This is a genomic window from Kitasatospora sp. NPDC032150, from assembly GCF_055579945.1.
Genome location: NZ_JBVIMH010000001.1, coordinates 452,829 through 471,258, shown reverse-complemented (window position 1 = coordinate 471,258; position 18,430 = coordinate 452,829). Strand labels below are relative to the sequence as shown.

The window sequence follows — 18,430 nt, the reverse complement described above, 5'->3', positions numbered from 1 at the left end:
GACCCGCCGCCACGACCCCCACCGCCCACCCGGTCGACCCCTCAGTCCTCCTGGCCGACCGGCCCCGGCTCGCCCGGGCCGGCGGCGGCGAGGATCGCATCCAGCACTCCGGGGAAGCGCTGCTGCAACTCCTCGCGGCGCAGCTCGTTCAGCCGCCGATTGGCCTCGCCGCGCTGCCGGATGACGCCGGACTCGCGGAGCACCTTGAAGTGGTGGCTGAGCGTGGACGGGGCGACGTCGACCGGGAAGGTGCCGCAGGCGCGCTCGGGTTCGCCCCAGAGGGTCTTGACGATGGTCATCCGGGTGGGGTCGGCGAGGGCGTGCAGGACGTCGAGCAGGTCGATCTCCTCGGCCTCCGGGTGGTACAGCGGGGCACGACGCTGATGCGAGCGGGGCACGGACAACCTCCCGAACAGCGATGTTCGACATTCATCGAATAGGCTGCTACTAATTTCGTCGTTCGTAGAACTTCGAAGGACATCGTACCCACAGGAGGCGTTCACAGATGCGTACCTTGGTGATGACCGCGCCGGGCGGCGCCGAGAACTCGTCCGTCGTCGAGGTCGCCGAGCCCACACCGGGACCGGGTGAGCTGACCATCGACGTCGCGTACGCCGGGCTGAACTTCGTCGACGTGATGGCCCGCCGCGGCGACGCCGGCTACGCGACCTGGCCGCACCGCCCCGGACTCGAGGTCTCGGGTACCGTCCGCGCCCTCGGCCCGGGGGTCACGGGCTTCACCGTCGGCGACCGCGTGGCGGCCGTGCCGAAGGGTGCCGGAATGTCCGAGGTCGCGCTCGCCAGCGCCGAGTTGACGGTACCGGTACCGGACGGCGTACTGCTCGCGGAGGCCGCCGCAACGCCGCTCGGCCTGGCCACCTCGCTGCTGCTGCTGACCGAAGCCGGACGGTTCACCCCCGGCGACACCGTTCTGGTGCACTCGGCGAGCGGCGGGATCGGCAACGCGATCGCCCGGCTGGTGCCGCTGCTGGGCGGCGGGCGGCTGATCGGCACGGTCGGCCGGCCCGAGAAGATCGCCGAGGCCGAGAGTGCGGGCTACTCGCCGGCCCTCGTCCGCGACACCGGCCTCACCGAGGCGGTCCGGGCCGCCACCGACGGCCGGGGAGTCGACCTGGTCCTCGACCCGCTGGGCACCACCGCCCTGAACCTCGACCTGGACCTGGCGGCGCCGGGCGGCCGGGTGGTCCTGTTCGGCAACGCCACCGGCGCACCGGTCGAGGCCCTGCCGCCGGTCGGGCGACTGCTCGGGGGCAACCTCACCGTCACCGGCTTCAGCCACCGCGGGCTGGTCGCCACCGCCCCCACCAGGGTGGCCGCCGCCACCAGCCGCGTCCTCGGCTTCCTCGCCGAGGGCGAGCTCGCCATGCCGGTCACCGAGGTACCGGGCCTGGCCTGCATCCCCGCGGCCCACGACCTGCTCGCCGCGGGCCGCGGCACGGGCAAGTACGTGGCCCGGATCGGCGACTGAGCCGATCGAAGCCACCGCTGGAAGGCGAGCCCGGTCGGATCCAGCCTCCCGGCCGTGGCGCCCCACCTGCGCCTGGCGGCCAGAACATCCACCTGCCACCCCGAACAGCGTCAGGGGGAAATGACGTCGCCATACCGCCGCCAACAGTGTTGTATGAACAGCTGTGCGGACTGCCCGAGGCGACCTTCCCCAACCTCGTCGCACTCGCCGACGACCTCACCGGACCGTTCATGGACGCCCGTTTCGGCTTCGGCCCGGAACGCCTCCTCGGCAGACCGGCCGCACTGCCAGACAACCCTGCCGACGGGCACGTGGACGCTGCACCACGGCCCACCACCCGGCAGACCCCGGGCGCAGACGAGGAGAGCCCGCCCACACGGCCCAGCCGTCGTCCCGGGTCGCCCGGCGGGCACCATCTACAGCCGTTTTTTGCCGGCCCTGTTCGGCCAGCACGAACATGGCCGACTGGAGGAGGTTTCCGTCATAGAGGTCGTCGAACGTGTGCTCCACCGCCTTGACCGCGTCATCGAGCCGGCCCTGGCGGACGAGCAACGCCATCAGCGCGCTCTCGTGCCAGCCCCAAGGCTTGGCAGCGATGAGGTCGCGAAGGTACGCCTCCGCCTCTCCGGCTCGGCCCAGGTTCTCCAGGGCCCTCACGTACGGCCCCACGGCCTCGGACCTTCCGGTGCTGGTGGCAATCTCGCGCAGTTCCTCGATCCGATCGTGCCGCGCCAACAGCCCGGCATAACTCGACGTTGTTCTGCGGCCCGTACCGGCGCGCGGCCACGTCCGCACTGAACAGTCCGATCGCCTCGTCCGCACGGCCGGACCGCTCCAGGACCCGGGCCTGTGCGGGCAGGACGCCCCACAGGTCACGGGGCGGACGACGGGCGCGAGGCCGGCCGCCCGCGCGGCGGCGGAAGAGCCGGTCGAGCGCTGCCGGCCGTACCGCTGCCTCGTCTGATCATCCAACTGCCCGGTCCCGGCGAGAACCGCCAGACTGGCCGCATGGCAGATCACCTCCCACCGTTCCCCACCCCCGTGGCCCTGGTCCTGGCCGCCGGTGGCGGCCGCCGGCTCGGCGGGCGGCCCAAGGCGCTGATCGAGCACGCCGGCCGGCCGCTGATCGAGCACGCCCTGGCGGTGGTGCGGGCGGGGGGCTGCACCGAGACGGTCGCGGTGCTGGGCGCGTCGGCCGAACAAGTCAGGGCCACCGCCGACGTCGGTGACTGCCGGCTGGTCGACAACCCCGAGTGGCAGAGCGGCATGGGCTCCTCACTGCGCGCCGGGCTCGCGGCTCTGCCGCCGGGCGCACGCGCCGTACTGGTGATGCTGGTGGACACCCCGGGGGTGACCCCGTGCGCCGTCGCCCGCCTGCTGGCCGCCCACCGTGCGGGCGCGGAGCTCGCAGCCGCCGCGTACGCCGGCAGGCGCGGCCACCCGGTGCTGATCGGCGCCCGCCACTTCGCCGAGGCCGCGGCCGGTGCCACCGGCGACGCCGGAGCCCGTGCGCTGCTCGCCGCGCACGCCGCCGAGATCGTCCTGGTCGAGTGCGGCGACGTCGCCGTGCCGGACGACCTCGACACCCCGGCGGATCTCGCGCGCTGGAACGCCTCCGCCGAAACACCCCCGCGCCCCTGAAGTCCCCCTGAACTATTGCCGCGTTCGGCGCCATGCCCCCTGCGGATCAGGGACGATGGAGGGCGAACCTGCCCAGCCGACCCGAACGGACGGTGCACGCCATGGCCTCAGTGCCGCTGCCCGACGACTTCAGCGATCCGGCCTGGTTCGGCCCAGACGCCCTGCCCGAGCCCGCCGACGGCCCCGGCTTCAGCGGGTCGCCGGCCGAATCGGGGGCCGCCGGCACAGGCTCGGGCGCCGGCGCGATCCGCTGCCCGGCCTGCCGCCGCGAGCACATGTACGAGCCGCCGAGCCTGCCCTGCCCGTGCGGGGCGCAGCTGCGGGTGCCGCTGCTGCGCGGCGGCGTGCCGGTGCAGGTGCGGTTCCGCTCCTGGGAGGACTCCTGGCTGAGCATGCGGTGCCCGCACTGCGGCCGCAGCGACCAGTGGCCGCAGCCGGAGTTCACCTGCAACTGCGGCGCCACCGTCCGTCTGCCGGTGGACCGTTCGCCCCGGGCGCAGAGCACCGCCCCGCCCGGACCGGCCGCGCTGCCGGGCCAGAGCGCCCCGTTCTCGCCGCGCCCCCGCCCGTACGGGGCACGGTCGCACGGTCCGGTGCCGATGGTGCCGCCGCAGGGGTACGGCTCCGAGTTCCGTGACCGGGGCGGCCGGCCGGGTGCGGGTCGGGCGCCGTTCCGCCCGCAGCCGGTGCAAGGCCAGGAGGACGCGGTGATCACGGCGGCCCGTTACCTCCAATGGCTGGGCTTCGAGGACCTGGAGTTGACGGAGGAGCAGGAAGGGCCGGCCGTCACCATGCTGGGCAGCCGGATGGTCGCCCAGGTTGACGCGGGCATCGAGCCGGCGGACGTCAAGGCCGTCGAGTGCCTCTGGCTGCAGACCCTGCACGCCGAGGAGATCGCCGCCGCGATGTTCACCGTCGGCGGATACTCGCACCAGGCGACGGTGCGCGGCGAGCAGCTGCTGGTGGCCCTGTTCCAGCTGGACGAGGCGGGGCTCCCGCAGCCCGCCAACGGCGCGGCGGAGGCGCTGGCGGAGACCGGCTGGACGTCCTGACCGGCCCCGCTGCCGCCGGCCCTGCCTCGCCCATCCCGGCCCGAGCAGCCGTCAACCGCCGCTGACGCACCCGTCAATCCCCAACTGACCCACCGTCAACCCAGGTATCCCGGCGCCGTGAGATCGATCACAGATTTCCGCAATCTCCGGCGCTCGTGATCTGGTGCACAAGCTCGCCCCCGTGTTGAATTGCGGCCACAGAGTCCCGTTTTCTGGACACCGCACACAAGGAGGTGGCGTTGTCGGAGCACGGTACGGACCTGGGGGGAAGCGCCGACACGGTGTGGCGGTTACGCTCGCGCGGCTGCTGGCGGGAGGCTGCCGAACTGCTCGCACCGACCGCGGCGCACGATCCGGACGTCGCCCTGCGCCGGGCCGAACTCCTCATCGAGCAGAGCCTGTTCACCGGGAACCACTGGCAGGAGGCGGAGCACGCGCTGCGCCTCGCCGAGGCCGGGGCCGCCGCTCCCGACCAGCGGGCCGCCGCCGCCTGCGCACGCGGCTTCCTGGCGTACGTGGCCAGCGTGCTCGGGCCTCGCGACCGGCTGGACGAGGCCCAGGCCGCACTGGGCCGAACGTCCGCCCTGCTGCCGCCGGGCGCCCCCGGGCGGCCGCTACTGGACTTCCGGCGCGGCCTGGTCGCGGAGAACCTGCTGCACGACCGGACCGCCGCCTGGATCGCCTACCGGCGGGCGCACGACGGTGCCGCGGAGCGCGGTGACGAACTGCTGCGCTCGTACACCTGGGGGCACCTGGCCGCGCTGGCACTGGCGGCGGGCGATGTGGAGCGGGCCCGCGAGGGGTTCGGGGCCTCCCTGCGGCTGCGGGAGGACCTGGGCTTCACGGTGGGTGTGGCACCCGCGCTGGCCGCACTGGCGGAGGTGTCGGAGCCGGTCGAGGCGGCGCGGCTGCGCGCCGAGGCGGCCCGGTTGGTGCAGGCGCTGGGCGGGGTTCCGGTGTGGCTCGCGCGCCGGTTGGGCGCCGTTCCCGCACCCGCCGCTCCACCGAACGGGTCCGTCGTACGGGAAGGCCAAGCTCCTATCAGCTAAGGTGAGCCTAACCTGCCCGAGGGGAGCAGCGCCTCGGGCAGGTTCAGTCCTGCCGTAGCGGAGCTCACCGGGCTCCGGTCCACCCGATGGGGCCCGACCATGACCGTGAGCAGCACCGCGGCCGCCGCACAGGCAGTGCCCGTCCCGCAGGCCCCGCCCCCGCTGCTCGGCAGCTACGCCCGGCTGGGTCAGGTCTTCCCCGGGCTGCGGGTGCACGCCGGCCCGCCGCGCACCGGTCACGGCTGGGCCCGCACCGCCGACTTCGTCCGGCACCCGGACGCCCTCGGGAAGCTGATCGCCCATGACGCCGCGCTCGGTCTGGCCGAGTACGGCCGGCCGCTGCGCCCGGACGTCGCGGCCGGGTTCTGCCTGCACCGCTACAACTGGCCGGTCGCGCTGCTTTTCACGCTGCCGTGGCTGCTGGAGCGGCGGGTGCCCCGGATCCCGGTGGAGCGGGTGTCGGTCCGCCGCAGCTCGGGTGAACTGACCGTCCAGCCGGACGGGTTCGCCTGCCTGCCGGACGACCCGGCGGCCGTCCTGCCCGGCGCCCGGGTGGTGCCGGACGAACGGGCGCTGCGGGACGGCCTGCTGGCCGCGCTGGCCGAGCATCTGGCCCCGGTGCTGGCCGCGTTCCGCCCGGAACTGCGGCGCGGCCCGCGCACCCTCTGGGGCATGGCCACCGACGACGTCGTCGAGGGTCTCTGGTACATCGGCAGCCTGCTGGGCGAAGAGGCCGGGGCGGTGGCCGCCTTGGAGCTGCTGCTGCCGGACGACGAGCGCCGTCCGCCGTTCGTCGGTGGCGCCGGCTTCCGCCCGGCGAAACGGCCGGACTCCCCGAGTGCCTGGATGCGCGCCCGGGTGAGCTGCTGCCTGTTCTACACCGTCCGGCCGGCGGAGGCCTGCTTCAGTTGCCCTCGCACGTGCTCGAATCAGAACTGATATCGGAATATCCATCCACTCTTCATCATATTATCCGCCGTAATTTTTCCCTGAATTCCCTCTCCTCGGTGCTTTGACGGCAAACCAGCCAAAACCCGCGCACGCTTCCGCCATGATGTCCATCACCGTCAATGCGGAGGAAAGCGAGGCTGTTTCCGGCCATGAAATTGTCCGACATACCTCTGGGCTGGGCCGCCGCGGGCGGGGTCGCGCTGGTGGTGACCGCCGTGCTGGTGGCCTTCGTCCGCACCAGGGCCAACGCCTCGGTCGGCAACCCGGATTCCTGGGAGCGCGCCGAGGAACGCCGCCGCCGGAAGGAATCGCTGTACGGGGCGGCATCGTACGGCCTGTTGTTCTGCTGCGCCGCCGTCGCGGCCGCGCTCTCGTTCCACGGCCTGGTCGGTTTCGGGGTACAGAACCTCGGACTCGCCGACGGCTGGGAGTACCTGGTCCCGTTCGGCCTCGACGGCGCGGCCATGTTCTGCTCCGTCCTCGCCGTCCGGGAGGCCAGCCACGGCGACGCCGCACTCGGCTCCCGGCTGCTGGTCTGGCTGTTCGCCGGGGCCTCCGCCTGGTTCAACTGGGTGCACGCGCCGCGCGGTTGGGGCCACGCCGGGGCACCGCAGTTCTTCGCGGGGATGTCCCTGTCGGCCGCCGTCCTGTTCGACCGCGCCCTCAAGCAGACCCGGGTGGCCGCGCTCCGGGAGCAGGGCCTGGTGCCCCGGCCACTGCCGCAGATCCGGATCGTCCGCTGGCTGCGCGCACCCCGCGAGACGTACGCCGCCTGGTCGTTGATGCTCCTGGAGGGCGTCCGCACCCTGGACGAGGCGGTCGAGGAGGTCCGGGACGACAGGCGCGAGGCCGCCCGCAACCGGGAGCGGCAGCGGCTCGCCAACCGGCGGCAGCGGGCCGAGATCAGAGCCCTGGGCCGCCGGCACGGCGGGGCCTGGCGCTCACGCGACGCCCGCCGGCTGGCACCGCAGCTGGAGTCCGGCGGATCGGAGCCCGTCATAGCGGCGGCCGACGCCGCCCGGCCCGCGGAGGGGGCGGTCGGCTTCGCCGGCCTGCCGGCCCGGACGGACTGCCGCAGCATCGACCTCACCCCGGACGAGGACACCATGACCCTGCCGCGCCTGGACACCCTGGAGCAGAAACTCAAGGACTTGGAGCAGCAGTTCGGCTGACCGCCGCAGCCCCTGGACGGTTCGGGGCCGGATCCGCTGAGGGTCTCCGCACGGATCCGGCCCGATCATCCTCGCCCCGGGTGGTTTTGAGAACCTCGGCCGATTCCGAAGGCTCCGGGCGGTTCCGAAACCCCGGGCGGTTCCGAAACCCCGGGCGGTGATCAGCTCTCGGCGGAGAGCTCGAACCACATCCGCTTCCCGGTGCCCCGGGGCTCCACGCCCCAGCTGTCGGCGAGAGCCTCTACCAGCATCAGCCCGCGTCCGGAGGAGGCCTGCTCCCCCGGTGTGCGGCGGGTCGGCCACAGGTCCGACTCGTCCTCGACCTCGACTCGCAGCCTGGGGGGGCCGGCCGCCCCAGCGCCCCGGGAGGTTTCCCGGTAGAGCCGGGCGGTGAACATCGCGTCCCGGTCGGTGTGCCGGATCGCGTTGGTGACCAGCTCGGAGGCCAACAGCTCTGCGGTGTCGACCAGTTCGGCGACGCCCCAGCGGCGCAGCGCGTCCCGCAGCTCACCGCGCAGCTCGGAGATCCGCGCCAGGTCCGCCTGTCCGATCCGGCGGCGCAGCTGCTGAGCGGCGAGTCCCCCGGCCGGACCGTCCCAGCGGAGCAGCAGCAGTGCTATGTCGTCCTCGCGCTCGGTGAAGTCCGCCGCCTGCGAGGTGATCCGGTCGGCCAGCAACTCCAGTGGGTCGTAAAGCGATTCGCTCCTGGCCGGGAGGTCACCGCAGACCGCGGCGCAGAGCCGGGCGAAGCCGGTGTCCAGGTCCATGCCCCGGGCCTCGACCAGGCCGTCGGTGCAGAGCACCACGGTCTCGCCCGGGTCCAGGCTGAACCGGGTGACCCGGTACTCCTCGTCCGGGTCGACGCCCAGCGGCAGCCCGCCCGTGACCGGGACGGGCGTGGCACTGCCGTCGGCGCGGCGGACCACCGGATCCAGATGGCCGGCCCGGACCGCGTAGACCACGCCGTAGTCCACGTTCACCTCGGCATAGGTGCACGTGGCGAAGTGGTCGGTGTCGAGGTCGGCCAGGAAGCGGGAGGCCCGGGCCATCACGGCGGCGGGCGGGTGGCCCTCTGCGGCGTAGGCGCGCAGCGCGATCCGCAACTGGCCCATGATTCCGGCGGCGTGCACGTCGTGGCCCTGGACGTCGCCGATCACCAGGCCGACGTGGCCGCCGGGCAGCGGCACCACGTCGTACCAGTCACCGCCGATCTGCAGGCCGGACCCGGCCGCCAGGTAGCGCACGGCGGTGGTGACGCCGGGGATCGACGGCACCGTGCGCGGCAGCATCACGCGCTGGAGGCCGGCGGCGAGTTCGTGCTCGGCGTCGTGCAGCCGGGCCCGGGCCAGCGATTGGGCGACCAGGCCGCCGAGGGTGGAGAGCAGGGTGCGCTCGTCCGCGTCCAGCTCCCGGTCGTCGTCGAACGAGACCAGGCAGACGCCGATGGCTCTGCCGCTGGCGACCAGCGGCAGGAAGGCCCAGGAACTGCGCGGGTTGTCGGGCGAGATCCGCGCCCAGGCCTCGGGGTAGCGCTCGCGGTACTCGTCCCGGCTGGCGATGAACACCGGGGCGCGGTTGCGGATCGCCTCGGACGCCGGGTGGGTCAGGTCGAGCAGCGAGCGGTCGTAGGGGCGGACGCTGTCGGGGGTGTAGCCGATGGCACCGAGGATCTGGAGGCGGCCGGCCTCCAGGGAGGCGAGCAGCAGTCCGTCCGGCGGCAGTCCGGGCAACGGCAGTTCGGTGAACACCCGCGCCACGTCACGGACCGTGACGGCCTCGGAGAGGGCGCGGGCGGCCTCCTTGATGAAGCGTGAGCGCTCCTCGCGCAGCGCGGCCAGCTCGCCGGCCCGCTCGCGCTTGTGCAGCTCCACGGTGGCGTCCCAGACGAACCCGACCATCCGGGACGGGCGGCCGAAGGCGTCCGCGAGGACCCGCCCGCGGAAGCGCACCGCGTGCATCCCACCGCCGGGGAAGACCGTACGGTAGTAGGCGCCGCACTGGCCGAGTTCGGCGATGGCGCGTTCGACCCGGCGGCGGAGGACCGGGGCGTCCTCGGGGTGGAGCAGGGCCAGGAAGGCGGCGGAACTCCGGTCGAAGCGCTTGGGGTCCAGGCCGAGGATGGCGCAGGCCCGGTGGTCCCCCTCCAGGACGTCGCGGCGGATGTCCCAGTCGAACGAGCCGATGCCGTTCGCGGCCATCGCCGGTTCGAGCCAGTCCGGGGTGGAGTCGCCGGTGCGGGTGGGCAGCCCCCGGGCTGCCGCGGGCGCGATCCGGCCGGCCGGAAGACCGGGAGCGGTGCGCAGCACGCTGCTCGGCGCGGTGCTGCGGGAGGTCTGCGCCGGTGGGGTGCGGCGCGCGGGCCCTTGCGGCTCCGGCTCAGTCGCCATGGTTCTCCTGCCGCTGCCGTGGCATGCCGTCCGGGCGGACTGCGATGACCGTGGGGTGGTGGGACGGTGTCACGGGTGGTGGCGGTCAGTCGAGGCTCGGTTCTCCCCGCTGCCTTCCCGGACACACATTCTCACTATCCTGTCGAATGTTCGGCAAGGCGGCAATGCCCGGGACCAGCGGGTCGCCCGGCGCGGCAGCGTCCGGGGCGCGGCCCTCCGCTCGCCCGCGATGAGTGCGAGCTCGGGTTCACCGAGAGGTACTACGAAGGTGCAGGCCCTGCGTACGCACAGGCCCCATGAGCGCGCAGGCCCTACGAAGGTGCGTCCACGCAGGTGCGGGCATACACGCAGGTGCCGGGTCGGCCGCACCTGCCGCCGGTCGCACGGAGCCCCGCGCCCGGATCGCTCGCCCTCGCCCCCGAATCGCTGCCCGGCCTGGCGGCCGGTCAAGGAGTGGCGAGCTCGAACCAGGTGACCTTGCCGTCTCCCCGCAGCTGCACGCCCCAGTCGTCGGCGAGTGCCTCCACCAACAGCAGACCCCGGCCCGAGGTGGCGAACTCGGCCGGGGTCCGGCGGCCCGGCAACCGGGCGGTACCGTCCTGGACCTCGATGCGCAGACGCCGCGCCGAGGTCTCGGACGTGAGGACGGCGTCGAAGACCGCCCCTCTGCCGGTGTGCACCAGCGCGTTGGTGACCAGCTCGGAGGTGAGCAGCTCTGCGGTGTCGGCGAGCTCCGGCACCCCCCACCGGTTCAGCGCGGCGCGCAGCCGGTGCCGTACCGCGCTGACCGCGACCAGATCGGCCGGGTCCAGTGCGGCGTGCAGCCTGCGGTGCAGGGCGCAGCCCGGCTCGTGCACCGGCGGCAGGTTCTCGCCGCTCCTCGCGACGGGTGTGACCGTGTCACTGCTCGAAGCCGTCCGCTGGCGCGGAAACCTCGCCTGACCATCCATCACCGTACGCCCCCACTTTGTCCGGACGGCCGGCCATCGCGTCCCCCATCGGTCGGTCCGTCCAACGTTCTGCCGACCATCCTCATGCCCAGTCATCGACGTTCGCAACAGTGCGTAGGCGGTCACATGGTGTGAAAGCGGAGCTCGGAGGCTCCCGAGTGATCCTTTTCAGGGCCTGTCGGAGGTTTGCGCGCGCCGTATACGGTTCCCGACCACTGTTCGGTTGGCTGGAAAGCCGCTTCCGCGAGCGGCCGATTGAGCACCGTTCCCCCCGGCAGGTGCGTCATTCACCTGTGCAGTACGGAAGTCACCCGTCGGAGAAAGCCACGGAACAGGTCACGTTCGGACTCGTCGAAAGCCGTCCAGAGCGCGGACTCGATCCCGACCGCGCGAGCGTCGGCCTCCGCCACCACCGCCCGGCCGGCCTCGCTGAGCCTGGTCACCAGGACCTTCCCGTGCAGTTCGGAGGGTTCACGCTCGATCAGCCCCTTGGCCTCCAGATTGGCCAGCACGCCCGCCATGGTCTGCGGTGTGACGGCCGCCCCGCGCGCCAGTTGGGCGCCCGACATCTCGGGCCGCTCGGTCAGCTGCAGCAGCACGGCGTACTGCGGGACGGTCAGGTCGAGTTCGCGCAGTGCGTCGGCCTTGGCCGCCATCATGGCCTGCTCGGCCTGCTTGATCGCGAGCCCTAGGCGCAGCTGGGCGCCCTGAGGTCCGGCGAGCAGTTCGGCGGGGTCGGTGGTCATGGGCCGCAGCCTCTCCTTAGCTTGCGCTCACTTCCGCCGGTGCCGGCAGCGGCACCGGTCGGGGCCCGGACGGGCCCCGACCACCCCCCCCCCCCGCCCCCCGCGGCCCGGGCCGGGAGGTTCAGCGCACCCGCAGCACGTACTTGCCGATCGCCGTGCGGCCCTCCAGCCTGCGATGCGCCTCCGCGACGCCGTCCCAGCCGATCTCCTCGACGTCCAGCTGCAGGGTGTCGTCGGCGACCAGGCGCAGGCCCTCCTCCAGGTGCGCGCGCAGCAGGTCGGGGCGGCGGCCCAGGACGCCGCCGAGGTTGTAGCCGGCGAGCGTGAAGCTCTCGTACCAGACCTGGTTGGCGTCCAGCGTGATGTCCCGGTCGGCGGCGTTGCCGATCACCACGTGCCGGCCGAACACCGCGAGCAGCCCCCTGACCTGCTCGCGCGGCTCGCCTCCGACCGAGTCGATCACTGCGTCATACCCCTGCCCATCGGTCAACTCATCGAGCTTCGTGGCGAGTTCGCCGTAGGTCAGGGCGTGGTCGTAGCCCGCCCGGACCGCCCGGGCGGCACGCTCCGGGGTGCTCGCGGCGCCGACCACCAGGGCGGCACCCAGGGTGCGGGCGAGCCGGCCGAGCAGCAGTCCCAAGGCGCCCGAGGCGCCGAGGACCAGGACCCGATCCCCCTTCTCGACCCGGGCCGCACCGCGCAGGGTGCCGACGGCGGTGGCCGCGTTGCAGGCCGCACCGGCGGCCAACGCCGGGTCGAGACCCGCGAGTTCGCCCTCCAGCGGGACGGTGGTGACGGCGCTCGCGATGACCCGCTCGGCATTGCCGCCAAAGCCCGTCGGCACCGCCACCACCGGCTGGCCGACCCGCAGCGCGGTGACGCCCGGGCCGAGCTCGGCGACCGCACCGGCCACCTCCAGCCCCGGGACGGCGGGCAGCGGCAGCGGGAACTGGCCGCGCCGGAACATCACGTCGGCGAAGTGGACACCCGCATGGCTGACGTCGATGGCGACCTCGCCCTCTCCCGGCCGCGGGGCCGGCACCTCGGCGATCTCCAGGACCTCGGGGCCACCAGTACGGGTGTAACGGACAGCGCGCACGGCTGCGCTCCTCACGGCTCGGACGTACTCGACCCTGCAGGGGTCGGTCTACAAGGCGCCTCTTCATGATTGCAAGGCGCCTTGTTTATATCAGGCCCCTGATACTCATGGGTAGCCGAATACTCGATTGCGACATCCGGCGCGCCGATCGCCCCGCCACGGGCAACGCTGGACATGGCGGCCCGGCCCGGGTTCAATGACCGAGAGTTGTTTGAACGACGTTCTAACAAGTTCGAGAACCCCGCCCCGACCGCCCCTGACACCGGCTCCACCGGCATCCCGCGAGCGAGGAACCGTGCGACTGACCCCCACCGAACGGGACCGGCTGCTGATCTTCACAGCGGCCGAACTGGCCCGCGCCCGGCGCGCCCGAGGCGTCCGCCTCAACGTCCCCGAGGCCACCGCCTTGATCGCCGACACCGTTTGCGAGGCGGCCCGCGACGGCCTCCGACTCGCCGAGGCCATCGAGGCCGGCCGCAGCGTGCTCACCGCCGACGACGTGCTGCCGGGCGTCCCGGACGTGGTCACCGTCATCCAGGTCGAGGCCGTGTTCGACGACGGCACCCGCCTCGCGGTGGTGACCGACCCGTTCAAGGGCGCGGGCTCACTCGGCGAGGAGGCACCCGGCACCACCCTGCTCGGCCAGGGCAGGGGCTACGACCCGATCGAGGAGACGGTCGTGCTGCTGGTGCACAACACCTCACCGGTGCCGATCTCGGTCACCTCGCACTTCCACTTCTTCGAGGCCAACCCACGCCTGGCCTTCGACCGGGAGGCCGCCTACGGCACCCACCTCGCGGTACCGGCTGGCTCATCCGTCCGCTTCGACCCGGGTGCCACCGTGGAAGTCGGCCTGGTCCCGATCGGCGGCGAGCGCGTCGCCATCGGCTTCGCCGGCCTGGTCGACGGACCGCTGGACGCCCCCGGCGCCCGCGAGGCCGCCCTCGCCAAGGCCCGCGCCACCGGCTACCTGACCAAGTTCGACGACGCGGAGATCGAGTCGTGACCGCGCTCACCCCCCACGACGCAGCCACCCCGCGGGGGACGACCCCCACACCCCCAGCCCGAACCCCGCACGACTGCCCGGAGGCGGGAGCATGACCGCGATCACCCCCCACGACTACATCTCCGTCCACGGCCCCCGCGCGGGCGACCGGATCCGCCTCGGCGACAGCGGTCTGATCATCCGGGTGGAGTCCGACTCGCAGGCGCCCGGCGAGGAGTTCCTGGCCGGCTTCGGCAAGACCGCGCGTGACGGACTGCACCTCAAGGCCGCCGCCGTCCGCGACACCTGCGACGTGGTGATCAGCAATGTGCTGGTGATCGACGCGGTCCAGGGCATCCGCAAGACCTCGATCGGCATCCGGGACGGCCGGATCGTCTCGATCGGCCGCGCGGGCAACCCCGACACCCTCGACGGCGTCGAGGTGGTCGTCGGCACCGGCACCACGATCGTCTCCGGTGAGGGGATGATCGCCACCGCCGGCGCCATCGACACCCACGTCCACCTGCTGTCCCCGCGGATCATGGAGGCCTCGCTGGCCTCCGGCGTGACGACGATCATCGGCCAGGAGTTCGGCCCGGTCTGGGGCGTCGGAGTCAACTCCCCCTGGGCGCTGCGGCACGCCTTCAACGCCTTCGACGCCTGGCCGGTCAACATCGGGTTCCTGGGCCGCGGTTCGTCCTCCGACGCCGCCCCGCTCGTCGAGGCGCTGGCCGAGGGCGGCGCCTCCGGCTTCAAGGTGCACGAGGACATGGGCGCGCACACCCGCGCCCTGGACACCGCGCTGCGGGTCGCCGAGGAGTACGACGTCCAGGTCGCCCTGCACACCGACGGGTTGAACGAGTGCCTGTCGGTCGAGGACACCCTCGCCGTGCTGGAGGGCCGCACCATCCACGCCTTCCACATCGAGGGCTGCGGCGGCGGACACGTCCCCAACGTGCTGAAGATGGCCGGCGTCGAGAACGTGATCGGCTCCTCCACCAACCCGACCCTGCCGTTCGGCCGGGACGCGCTGGGCGAGCACTTCGACATGATCGTCTCCGCCCACGACCTGAAGGTCGACCTGCCCGGGGACGCCAAGATGGCCCGCGACCGCATCCGGGCCGGCACGATGGGCGCCGAGGACGTGCTGCATGACCTCGGGGTCATCGGCATCACCTCCTCCGACGCCCAGGGCATGGGCCGGGCCGGTGAAACGGTGCGCCGCACCTTCGCGATGGCCGGCAAGATGAAGGTCGAACTCGGCCCGCTGGACGGCACCGGCTCGTACGGCACCAGCGCGAGCGGCGACGACAACGAGCGCGTGCTGCGCTACATCGCCAAGCTCACCATCAACCCCGCCATCGCACACGGCCTCGCCCACGAGGTCGGCTCGCTGGAGGTGGGCAAGCTGGCGGACATCGTGCTCTGGCGACCCGACCACTTCGGCGCCAAGCCGCAGCTGGTGCTCAAGGCCGGATTCCCCGCGTACGGAGTGGTCGGCGACCCCAACGCCTCCACCGACCGCTGCGAGCCCCTGGTACTGGGGCCGCAGTTCGGCGCGCACGGCGCCACGGCCGCGGACATCTCGGTCGCCTTCGTCGCCCAGGCCGCGGCCGCGGCCTCCTACCTGGACGTCGCCGCCGACCAACTCCCCACCCGCAGGCGGCGCGTGGGCGTCCGGAACACCCGCGGCATCGGTCCGCGCGACATGGTCCGCAACGCCCGGATCGGCCGTGTCGACGTCGAGGCCGACACCGGACTGGTCTCCCTGGACGGCTCGCCGCTGCGCTCCGCACCCGCCGACAGCGTCTCGCTGAGCCGCCTGTACTTCCTCTGACCCGCCGTATCCCCCGACCCCCGGTTTCCCCCACACCGCAGCTGACTTAGGACGTCCCCCTGATGACGACTCCCGCATCCCTCGGTTTCCGGATGCCCGCCGAGTGGCACCCCCACGAGCGCACCTGGATGGCGTTCCCGACCGCCAACCAGACCTTCGACACCCCGGAGCACCTGCACGCCGGCCGCGAGGCCTGGGCCAAGGTCGCCAACACCATCGTCCGGTACGAGCCGGTCACGATGATCGTCAACATCGGCGAGGCCGAGGCCGCCCGCCGTTACGTCTCCGCCGAGGTCGAGCTGGTCGAGCGCCCGCTGGACGACGCCTGGATGCGCGACATCGGCCCTACCTTCCTGGTCGACGGCAAGGGCGAAGTCGCCGCCACCGACTGGGTGTTCAACGGCTGGGGCGCGCAGTCCTGGGCCAGCTGGGACAACGACCAGCACATCGCCGAGAAGATCACCGAACTGACCGGTGTCCGCCGCTTCGTCTCGAAGCTGATCAACGAGGGCGGCGGCATCCACGTCGACGGCGAGGGCACCGTCCTGGTGACCGAGACCGTCCAACTCGGCGAGGGCCGCAACTTCGACTGGACCAGGGAGGCCGTCGAGGCCGAGCTGCACGCCCAGCTCGGCACCACCAGGGCCATCTGGGTCCCGCGCGGACTCACCCGCGACTACGACGAGTTCGGCACCCGCGGCCACATCGACATCGTCGCCTCCTTCGTCCGCCCGGGCGTCGTACTGGCCCACGTCCAACCCGACCCGGCCCACCCCGACCACGAGGTCTGCAAGGAGATCCTCACCGTCCTGCGCACCTCCACCGACGCTGCCGGCCGCCAGCTGGAGGTCATCGAACTCCCCGCCCCCACCGTCCTGACCGACGAGGACGGCGAGCCGGTCGACTACTCCTACATCAACCACTACGTCGCCAACGGCGCCGTCATCCTCTGCGCCTTCAACGACCCCCGCGACCAGGTCGCCGCCTCGATCCTCGGCGACGCCTACCCCGGCCGCAAGGTCGAACTGGTCGACGCCCGCGAGATCTTCGCCAACGGCGGCGGCATCCACTGCATCACGCAGCAGCAGCCGAAGGCGTGACGTCGTTCGAGGTCATGGCGCTGACCTGTGCGTTTACATCGAACGAATCCGGGAGAAGCTAGCAGCTCCTAGCAAGATCAACCCACCCTTTGGCGGGTACAGGACGGACCGCAGGGCCACTAGGCTGCCGAGCGTAAAATGTCGGCACCCACCGTGGTTCCCACGGGGCTGCAGCGGGAGTTCTGTGTACCGCGGCTACCAGTTCAGGGCGACGGCCAGCTGACCGTCTGCCGGTCCGGGGTCACTGTGATCTCGAACCGGCTGAGCGGCGGGGCTCCGTCCGTGCGCCAGCGACTGATGCGCTCTTCCACCGCGTCCCAGATCTGTGCCGGCCCGCCTTGCCGCACCGTCCAGCGATCTCCGTCCTCGACCAGGCATGCCCACGCGCCGGCCTCCACGTCGATCAGGACGGTTTCGGTGTGGCCGTCGCGCGACAGGACGATCCGCTGTGCGCGGGGCGCGGCAAGCTGGGCGACGAACCGCGTGGTCCAGTCGTCCAGCACATCCGGGCGCGCGACGGCCGGGATGGCTCGGCCTGGAACCACTGGGACACCGCCGACCAGGTCGCGAAGTCGCTGCCGGCCGGATACGCGGAGTTGGCTACCGTCTTCGGCCGGGCGAATGTGGACCTGCACGCCGTCAGCGTCGCCACCGAACTTCGCAGCTCGGGCAGAGCGTTGACGCTGGCGGACGAGGCTCGATCCGGACTCGATCCCGTCGACGGAGCGCCGGACCCGGCTGTGGGTCGACTCCGCCCGATCGCACCTGGACCGGGGCGACCGGACGGCAGCGCTGCACGTGATGGGCACCGCGTTGGACATCTCGGCGGAGACCGTGAAGTTCACGCCGCAGGCCCGCGCCGTGGTGGCGGAGCTGTGGCGGAAGGCGCCGCGGTCGATGCGGCAGGAGACGTTGCAGCTGGCTGAGGCCGCCGGGGTGCTCGCTTGGGCCTGACTAGTCGCTGAACGCGGAAAGGCCCCCGCCCGGCCAAAGGCCAGGCGGAGGCGCCGTGTTCAGGTCTGCGCCCCAGATTGGAGGGTCGGGACGCGATAGGGCCGGCCGCCAGCGCCGGCGGCAGGCCAAGGACCGCCGCGCTCGCCGTACTACCGGCGACAGCGAACCGGAGCCGGAGAGCTTTGCGCGTGACACAGGTGGCTCGTACACTCCCGACGTCCATGATCAAGATTTCGGCACGGGGTCACCCGAAGGCCGTTCCGAAGGAGATGCTTCTTGAACAGGCTCACCCGACGGCTCGTCACCGCAGTGACGGTACCGGCCGCTGTCGCTGCCGGTCTGATAGCGACGGCCGGTGAGGCCCAGGCCGCCGACTACAACGGCGTCTGCGGTTCCGGCTACTACGTCATCGACTCGCTGCCGCTCGACGGCGGCACGGTATTCCTGACGTACAACCAGTCGAACGGTTTCAACTGCGTGGTGACCGTCCGCGACAACCCGGGCGCGCCGATCGAAGTTACCGCCTCGATCCGGCGGGTGGATGACCGCTGGTGGGACGACGTCGGCCAGTACACCACCTACGCCGGACCCAAGGTCGTCTACGGGGCGGGCACCTGCATCGACTGGGGTGGCGGCATCGGTTCCAGCACCAACTATCAGCGCAACTCGCACTGCGGCTGAAGCTGGGGCAGCTGGGCAACCACTAGACGCTGGCCGGCCGGGCGGACTCGGCGTGGCCGCTGATCATCCCCGGCATCGCGGTGAGGGTCGGCGGCGGAGTGCCGACCTACGAAGGGCAGCGGTCGCGCGCCAAGGTGGAGCCTGCCGAGCAGGCGTGACCGGTTGAGTGGAGTGGTCCGCCACCCGGGGGCAGGGTGACGGACCGCTGGTCTACGAGGCTGCGGCGAGCCGTTCGCGGACTGGTGCGGTGGGGGTTTTCGATCTGGGGAGTGTTCCTCAGTGTTCGGGTCGGTTCCTCTCCCATGGCTATCTGCCGGGTTGACGCTCACGATCCGGC

18 protein-coding genes are annotated in these 18,430 nt (G+C 72.4%); 11 read left to right on the top strand and 7 right to left on the bottom strand.

Annotation, left to right across the window (positions count from 1 at the left end; all coding sequences use genetic code 11):
• Positions 1-41: 41 nt before the first annotated feature.
• Positions 42-398 carry an ArsR/SmtB family transcription factor gene (locus ACZ5ON_RS02040; RefSeq protein ID WP_465583735.1) on the bottom strand — a complete coding sequence of 119 codons (357 nt, stop codon included), beginning with the start codon at positions 396-398 and terminating at the stop codon, positions 42-44.
• Positions 399-505: 107 nt separating this feature from the next.
• On the opposite strand from ACZ5ON_RS02040, the gene ACZ5ON_RS02035 reads away from it, so the two are divergent.
• The gene (locus ACZ5ON_RS02035) at positions 506-1,489 is read left to right on the top strand and encodes a quinone oxidoreductase family protein (protein WP_465583731.1); all 984 of its coding nucleotides are present in this window, start codon (positions 506-508) and stop codon (positions 1,487-1,489) included.
• Positions 1,490-1,717: 228 nt separating this feature from the next.
• On the opposite strand, the gene ACZ5ON_RS02030 is transcribed toward ACZ5ON_RS02035, so the two are convergent.
• The gene (locus ACZ5ON_RS02030) at positions 1,718-2,224 is read right to left on the bottom strand and encodes a hypothetical protein (protein WP_465583727.1); all 507 of its coding nucleotides are present in this window, start codon (positions 2,222-2,224) and stop codon (positions 1,718-1,720) included.
• Between the two features lie 273 nt (positions 2,225-2,497).
• Between ACZ5ON_RS02030 and ACZ5ON_RS02025 the strand changes: the two genes are divergently transcribed.
• The 5 genes from ACZ5ON_RS02025 (at position 2,498) to ACZ5ON_RS02005 (ending at position 7,354) form a co-directional block, all read left to right on the top strand.
• Positions 2,498-3,130, top strand: a complete 633-nt coding sequence (locus tag ACZ5ON_RS02025; protein ID WP_465583724.1) for a nucleotidyltransferase family protein — start codon at positions 2,498-2,500, stop codon at positions 3,128-3,130.
• A 101-nt stretch (positions 3,131-3,231) separates the two neighbouring features.
• Positions 3,232-4,182 carry a hypothetical protein gene (locus tag ACZ5ON_RS02020; RefSeq protein WP_465583721.1) on the top strand — a complete coding sequence of 317 codons (951 nt, stop codon included), beginning with the start codon at positions 3,232-3,234 and terminating at the stop codon, positions 4,180-4,182.
• Positions 4,183-4,421: 239 nt separating this feature from the next.
• On the top strand, positions 4,422-5,231 hold the full coding sequence (locus ACZ5ON_RS02015; protein WP_465583716.1) for a hypothetical protein: 810 nt from the start codon (positions 4,422-4,424) through the stop codon (positions 5,229-5,231).
• A 99-nt stretch (positions 5,232-5,330) separates the two neighbouring features.
• On the top strand, positions 5,331-6,170 hold the full coding sequence (locus ACZ5ON_RS02010) for a (2Fe-2S)-binding protein (protein WP_465583713.1): 840 nt from the start codon (positions 5,331-5,333) through the stop codon (positions 6,168-6,170).
• A 161-nt stretch (positions 6,171-6,331) separates the two neighbouring features.
• Positions 6,332-7,354, top strand: coding sequence for a DUF2637 domain-containing protein (locus ACZ5ON_RS02005; protein ID WP_465583710.1), 1,023 nt, complete (start codon positions 6,332-6,334; stop codon positions 7,352-7,354).
• Between the two features lie 161 nt (positions 7,355-7,515).
• On the opposite strand, the gene ACZ5ON_RS02000 is transcribed toward ACZ5ON_RS02005, so the two are convergent.
• The 4 genes from ACZ5ON_RS02000 to ACZ5ON_RS01985 all read right to left on the bottom strand — a co-directional run bounded on the left by ACZ5ON_RS02000 (position 7,516) and on the right by ACZ5ON_RS01985 (position 12,536).
• The gene (locus ACZ5ON_RS02000) at positions 7,516-9,741 is read right to left on the bottom strand and encodes a SpoIIE family protein phosphatase (RefSeq protein ID WP_465583707.1); all 2,226 of its coding nucleotides are present in this window, start codon (positions 9,739-9,741) and stop codon (positions 7,516-7,518) included.
• Positions 9,742-10,187: 446 nt separating this feature from the next.
• Positions 10,188-10,598, bottom strand: a complete 411-nt coding sequence (locus ACZ5ON_RS01995; protein ID WP_465583703.1) for an ATP-binding protein — start codon at positions 10,596-10,598, stop codon at positions 10,188-10,190.
• Between the two features lie 380 nt (positions 10,599-10,978).
• Positions 10,979-11,437, bottom strand: a complete 459-nt coding sequence (locus ACZ5ON_RS01990; protein WP_465583700.1) for a MarR family winged helix-turn-helix transcriptional regulator — start codon at positions 11,435-11,437, stop codon at positions 10,979-10,981.
• Between the two features lie 121 nt (positions 11,438-11,558).
• Positions 11,559-12,536, bottom strand: a complete 978-nt coding sequence (locus tag ACZ5ON_RS01985; protein ID WP_465583697.1) for a quinone oxidoreductase family protein — start codon at positions 12,534-12,536, stop codon at positions 11,559-11,561.
• Between the two features lie 295 nt (positions 12,537-12,831).
• Between ACZ5ON_RS01985 and ureA the strand changes: the two genes are divergently transcribed.
• The 3 genes from ureA to ACZ5ON_RS01970 all read left to right on the top strand — a co-directional run bounded on the left by ureA (position 12,832) and on the right by ACZ5ON_RS01970 (position 16,458).
• Complete coding sequence (gene ureA / locus ACZ5ON_RS01980) at positions 12,832-13,542, top strand: urease subunit gamma (protein WP_465583694.1); 711 nt, start codon at positions 12,832-12,834, stop codon at positions 13,540-13,542.
• A 91-nt stretch (positions 13,543-13,633) separates the two neighbouring features.
• The gene (locus ACZ5ON_RS01975) at positions 13,634-15,358 is read left to right on the top strand and encodes an urease subunit alpha (RefSeq protein WP_465583691.1); all 1,725 of its coding nucleotides are present in this window, start codon (positions 13,634-13,636) and stop codon (positions 15,356-15,358) included.
• 62 nt (positions 15,359-15,420) lie between these two features.
• Positions 15,421-16,458 carry an agmatine deiminase family protein gene (locus tag ACZ5ON_RS01970; protein ID WP_465583687.1) on the top strand — a complete coding sequence of 346 codons (1,038 nt, stop codon included), beginning with the start codon at positions 15,421-15,423 and terminating at the stop codon, positions 16,456-16,458.
• A gap of 203 nt (positions 16,459-16,661) precedes the next feature.
• Here the strand turns inward: ACZ5ON_RS01970 and ACZ5ON_RS01965 are convergent, their stop codons facing one another.
• Positions 16,662-16,961 carry a hypothetical protein gene (locus ACZ5ON_RS01965; protein ID WP_465583684.1) on the bottom strand — a complete coding sequence of 100 codons (300 nt, stop codon included), beginning with the start codon at positions 16,959-16,961 and terminating at the stop codon, positions 16,662-16,664.
• A 298-nt stretch (positions 16,962-17,259) separates the two neighbouring features.
• Here ACZ5ON_RS01965 and ACZ5ON_RS01960 point away from each other — a divergent pair, with 298 nt between their 5' ends.
• Both ACZ5ON_RS01960 and ACZ5ON_RS01955 read left to right on the top strand, forming a co-directional pair.
• Complete coding sequence (locus tag ACZ5ON_RS01960) at positions 17,260-17,412, top strand: hypothetical protein (protein WP_465583681.1); 153 nt, start codon at positions 17,260-17,262, stop codon at positions 17,410-17,412.
• A gap of 276 nt (positions 17,413-17,688) precedes the next feature.
• Entirely contained in the window at positions 17,689-18,093 is a 405-nt protein-coding gene (locus ACZ5ON_RS01955) for a spore-associated protein A (protein WP_465583677.1), read from the top strand.
• Positions 18,094-18,430 lie beyond the last annotated feature (337 nt).

What these genes read in the sequence shown, in the direction of transcription:
- ACZ5ON_RS01975 (WP_465583691.1), top strand. Translation starts at nt 13,634, where the DNA reads ATGACCGCGATCACCCCCCACGACTACATCTCCGTCCACGGCCCCCGC.
- ACZ5ON_RS02025 (WP_465583724.1), top strand. Translation starts at nt 2,498, where the DNA reads ATGGCAGATCACCTCCCACCGTTCCCCACCCCCGTGGCCCTGGTCCTG.
- ACZ5ON_RS01970 (WP_465583687.1), top strand. Translation starts at nt 15,421, where the DNA reads ATGACGACTCCCGCATCCCTCGGTTTCCGGATGCCCGCCGAGTGGCAC.
- ACZ5ON_RS01960 (WP_465583681.1), top strand. Translation starts at nt 17,260, where the DNA reads ATGGGCACCGCGTTGGACATCTCGGCGGAGACCGTGAAGTTCACGCCG.
- ACZ5ON_RS02005 (WP_465583710.1), top strand. Translation starts at nt 6,332, where the DNA reads ATGAAATTGTCCGACATACCTCTGGGCTGGGCCGCCGCGGGCGGGGTC.
- ACZ5ON_RS02035 (WP_465583731.1), top strand. Translation starts at nt 506, where the DNA reads ATGCGTACCTTGGTGATGACCGCGCCGGGCGGCGCCGAGAACTCGTCC.
- ACZ5ON_RS02000 (WP_465583707.1), bottom strand. Translation starts at nt 9,741, where the DNA reads ATGGCGACTGAGCCGGAGCCGCAAGGGCCCGCGCGCCGCACCCCACCG.
- ACZ5ON_RS02020 (WP_465583721.1), top strand. Translation starts at nt 3,232, where the DNA reads ATGGCCTCAGTGCCGCTGCCCGACGACTTCAGCGATCCGGCCTGGTTC.
- ACZ5ON_RS02010 (WP_465583713.1), top strand. Translation starts at nt 5,331, where the DNA reads ATGACCGTGAGCAGCACCGCGGCCGCCGCACAGGCAGTGCCCGTCCCG.
- ACZ5ON_RS01990 (WP_465583700.1), bottom strand. Translation starts at nt 11,437, where the DNA reads ATGACCACCGACCCCGCCGAACTGCTCGCCGGACCTCAGGGCGCCCAG.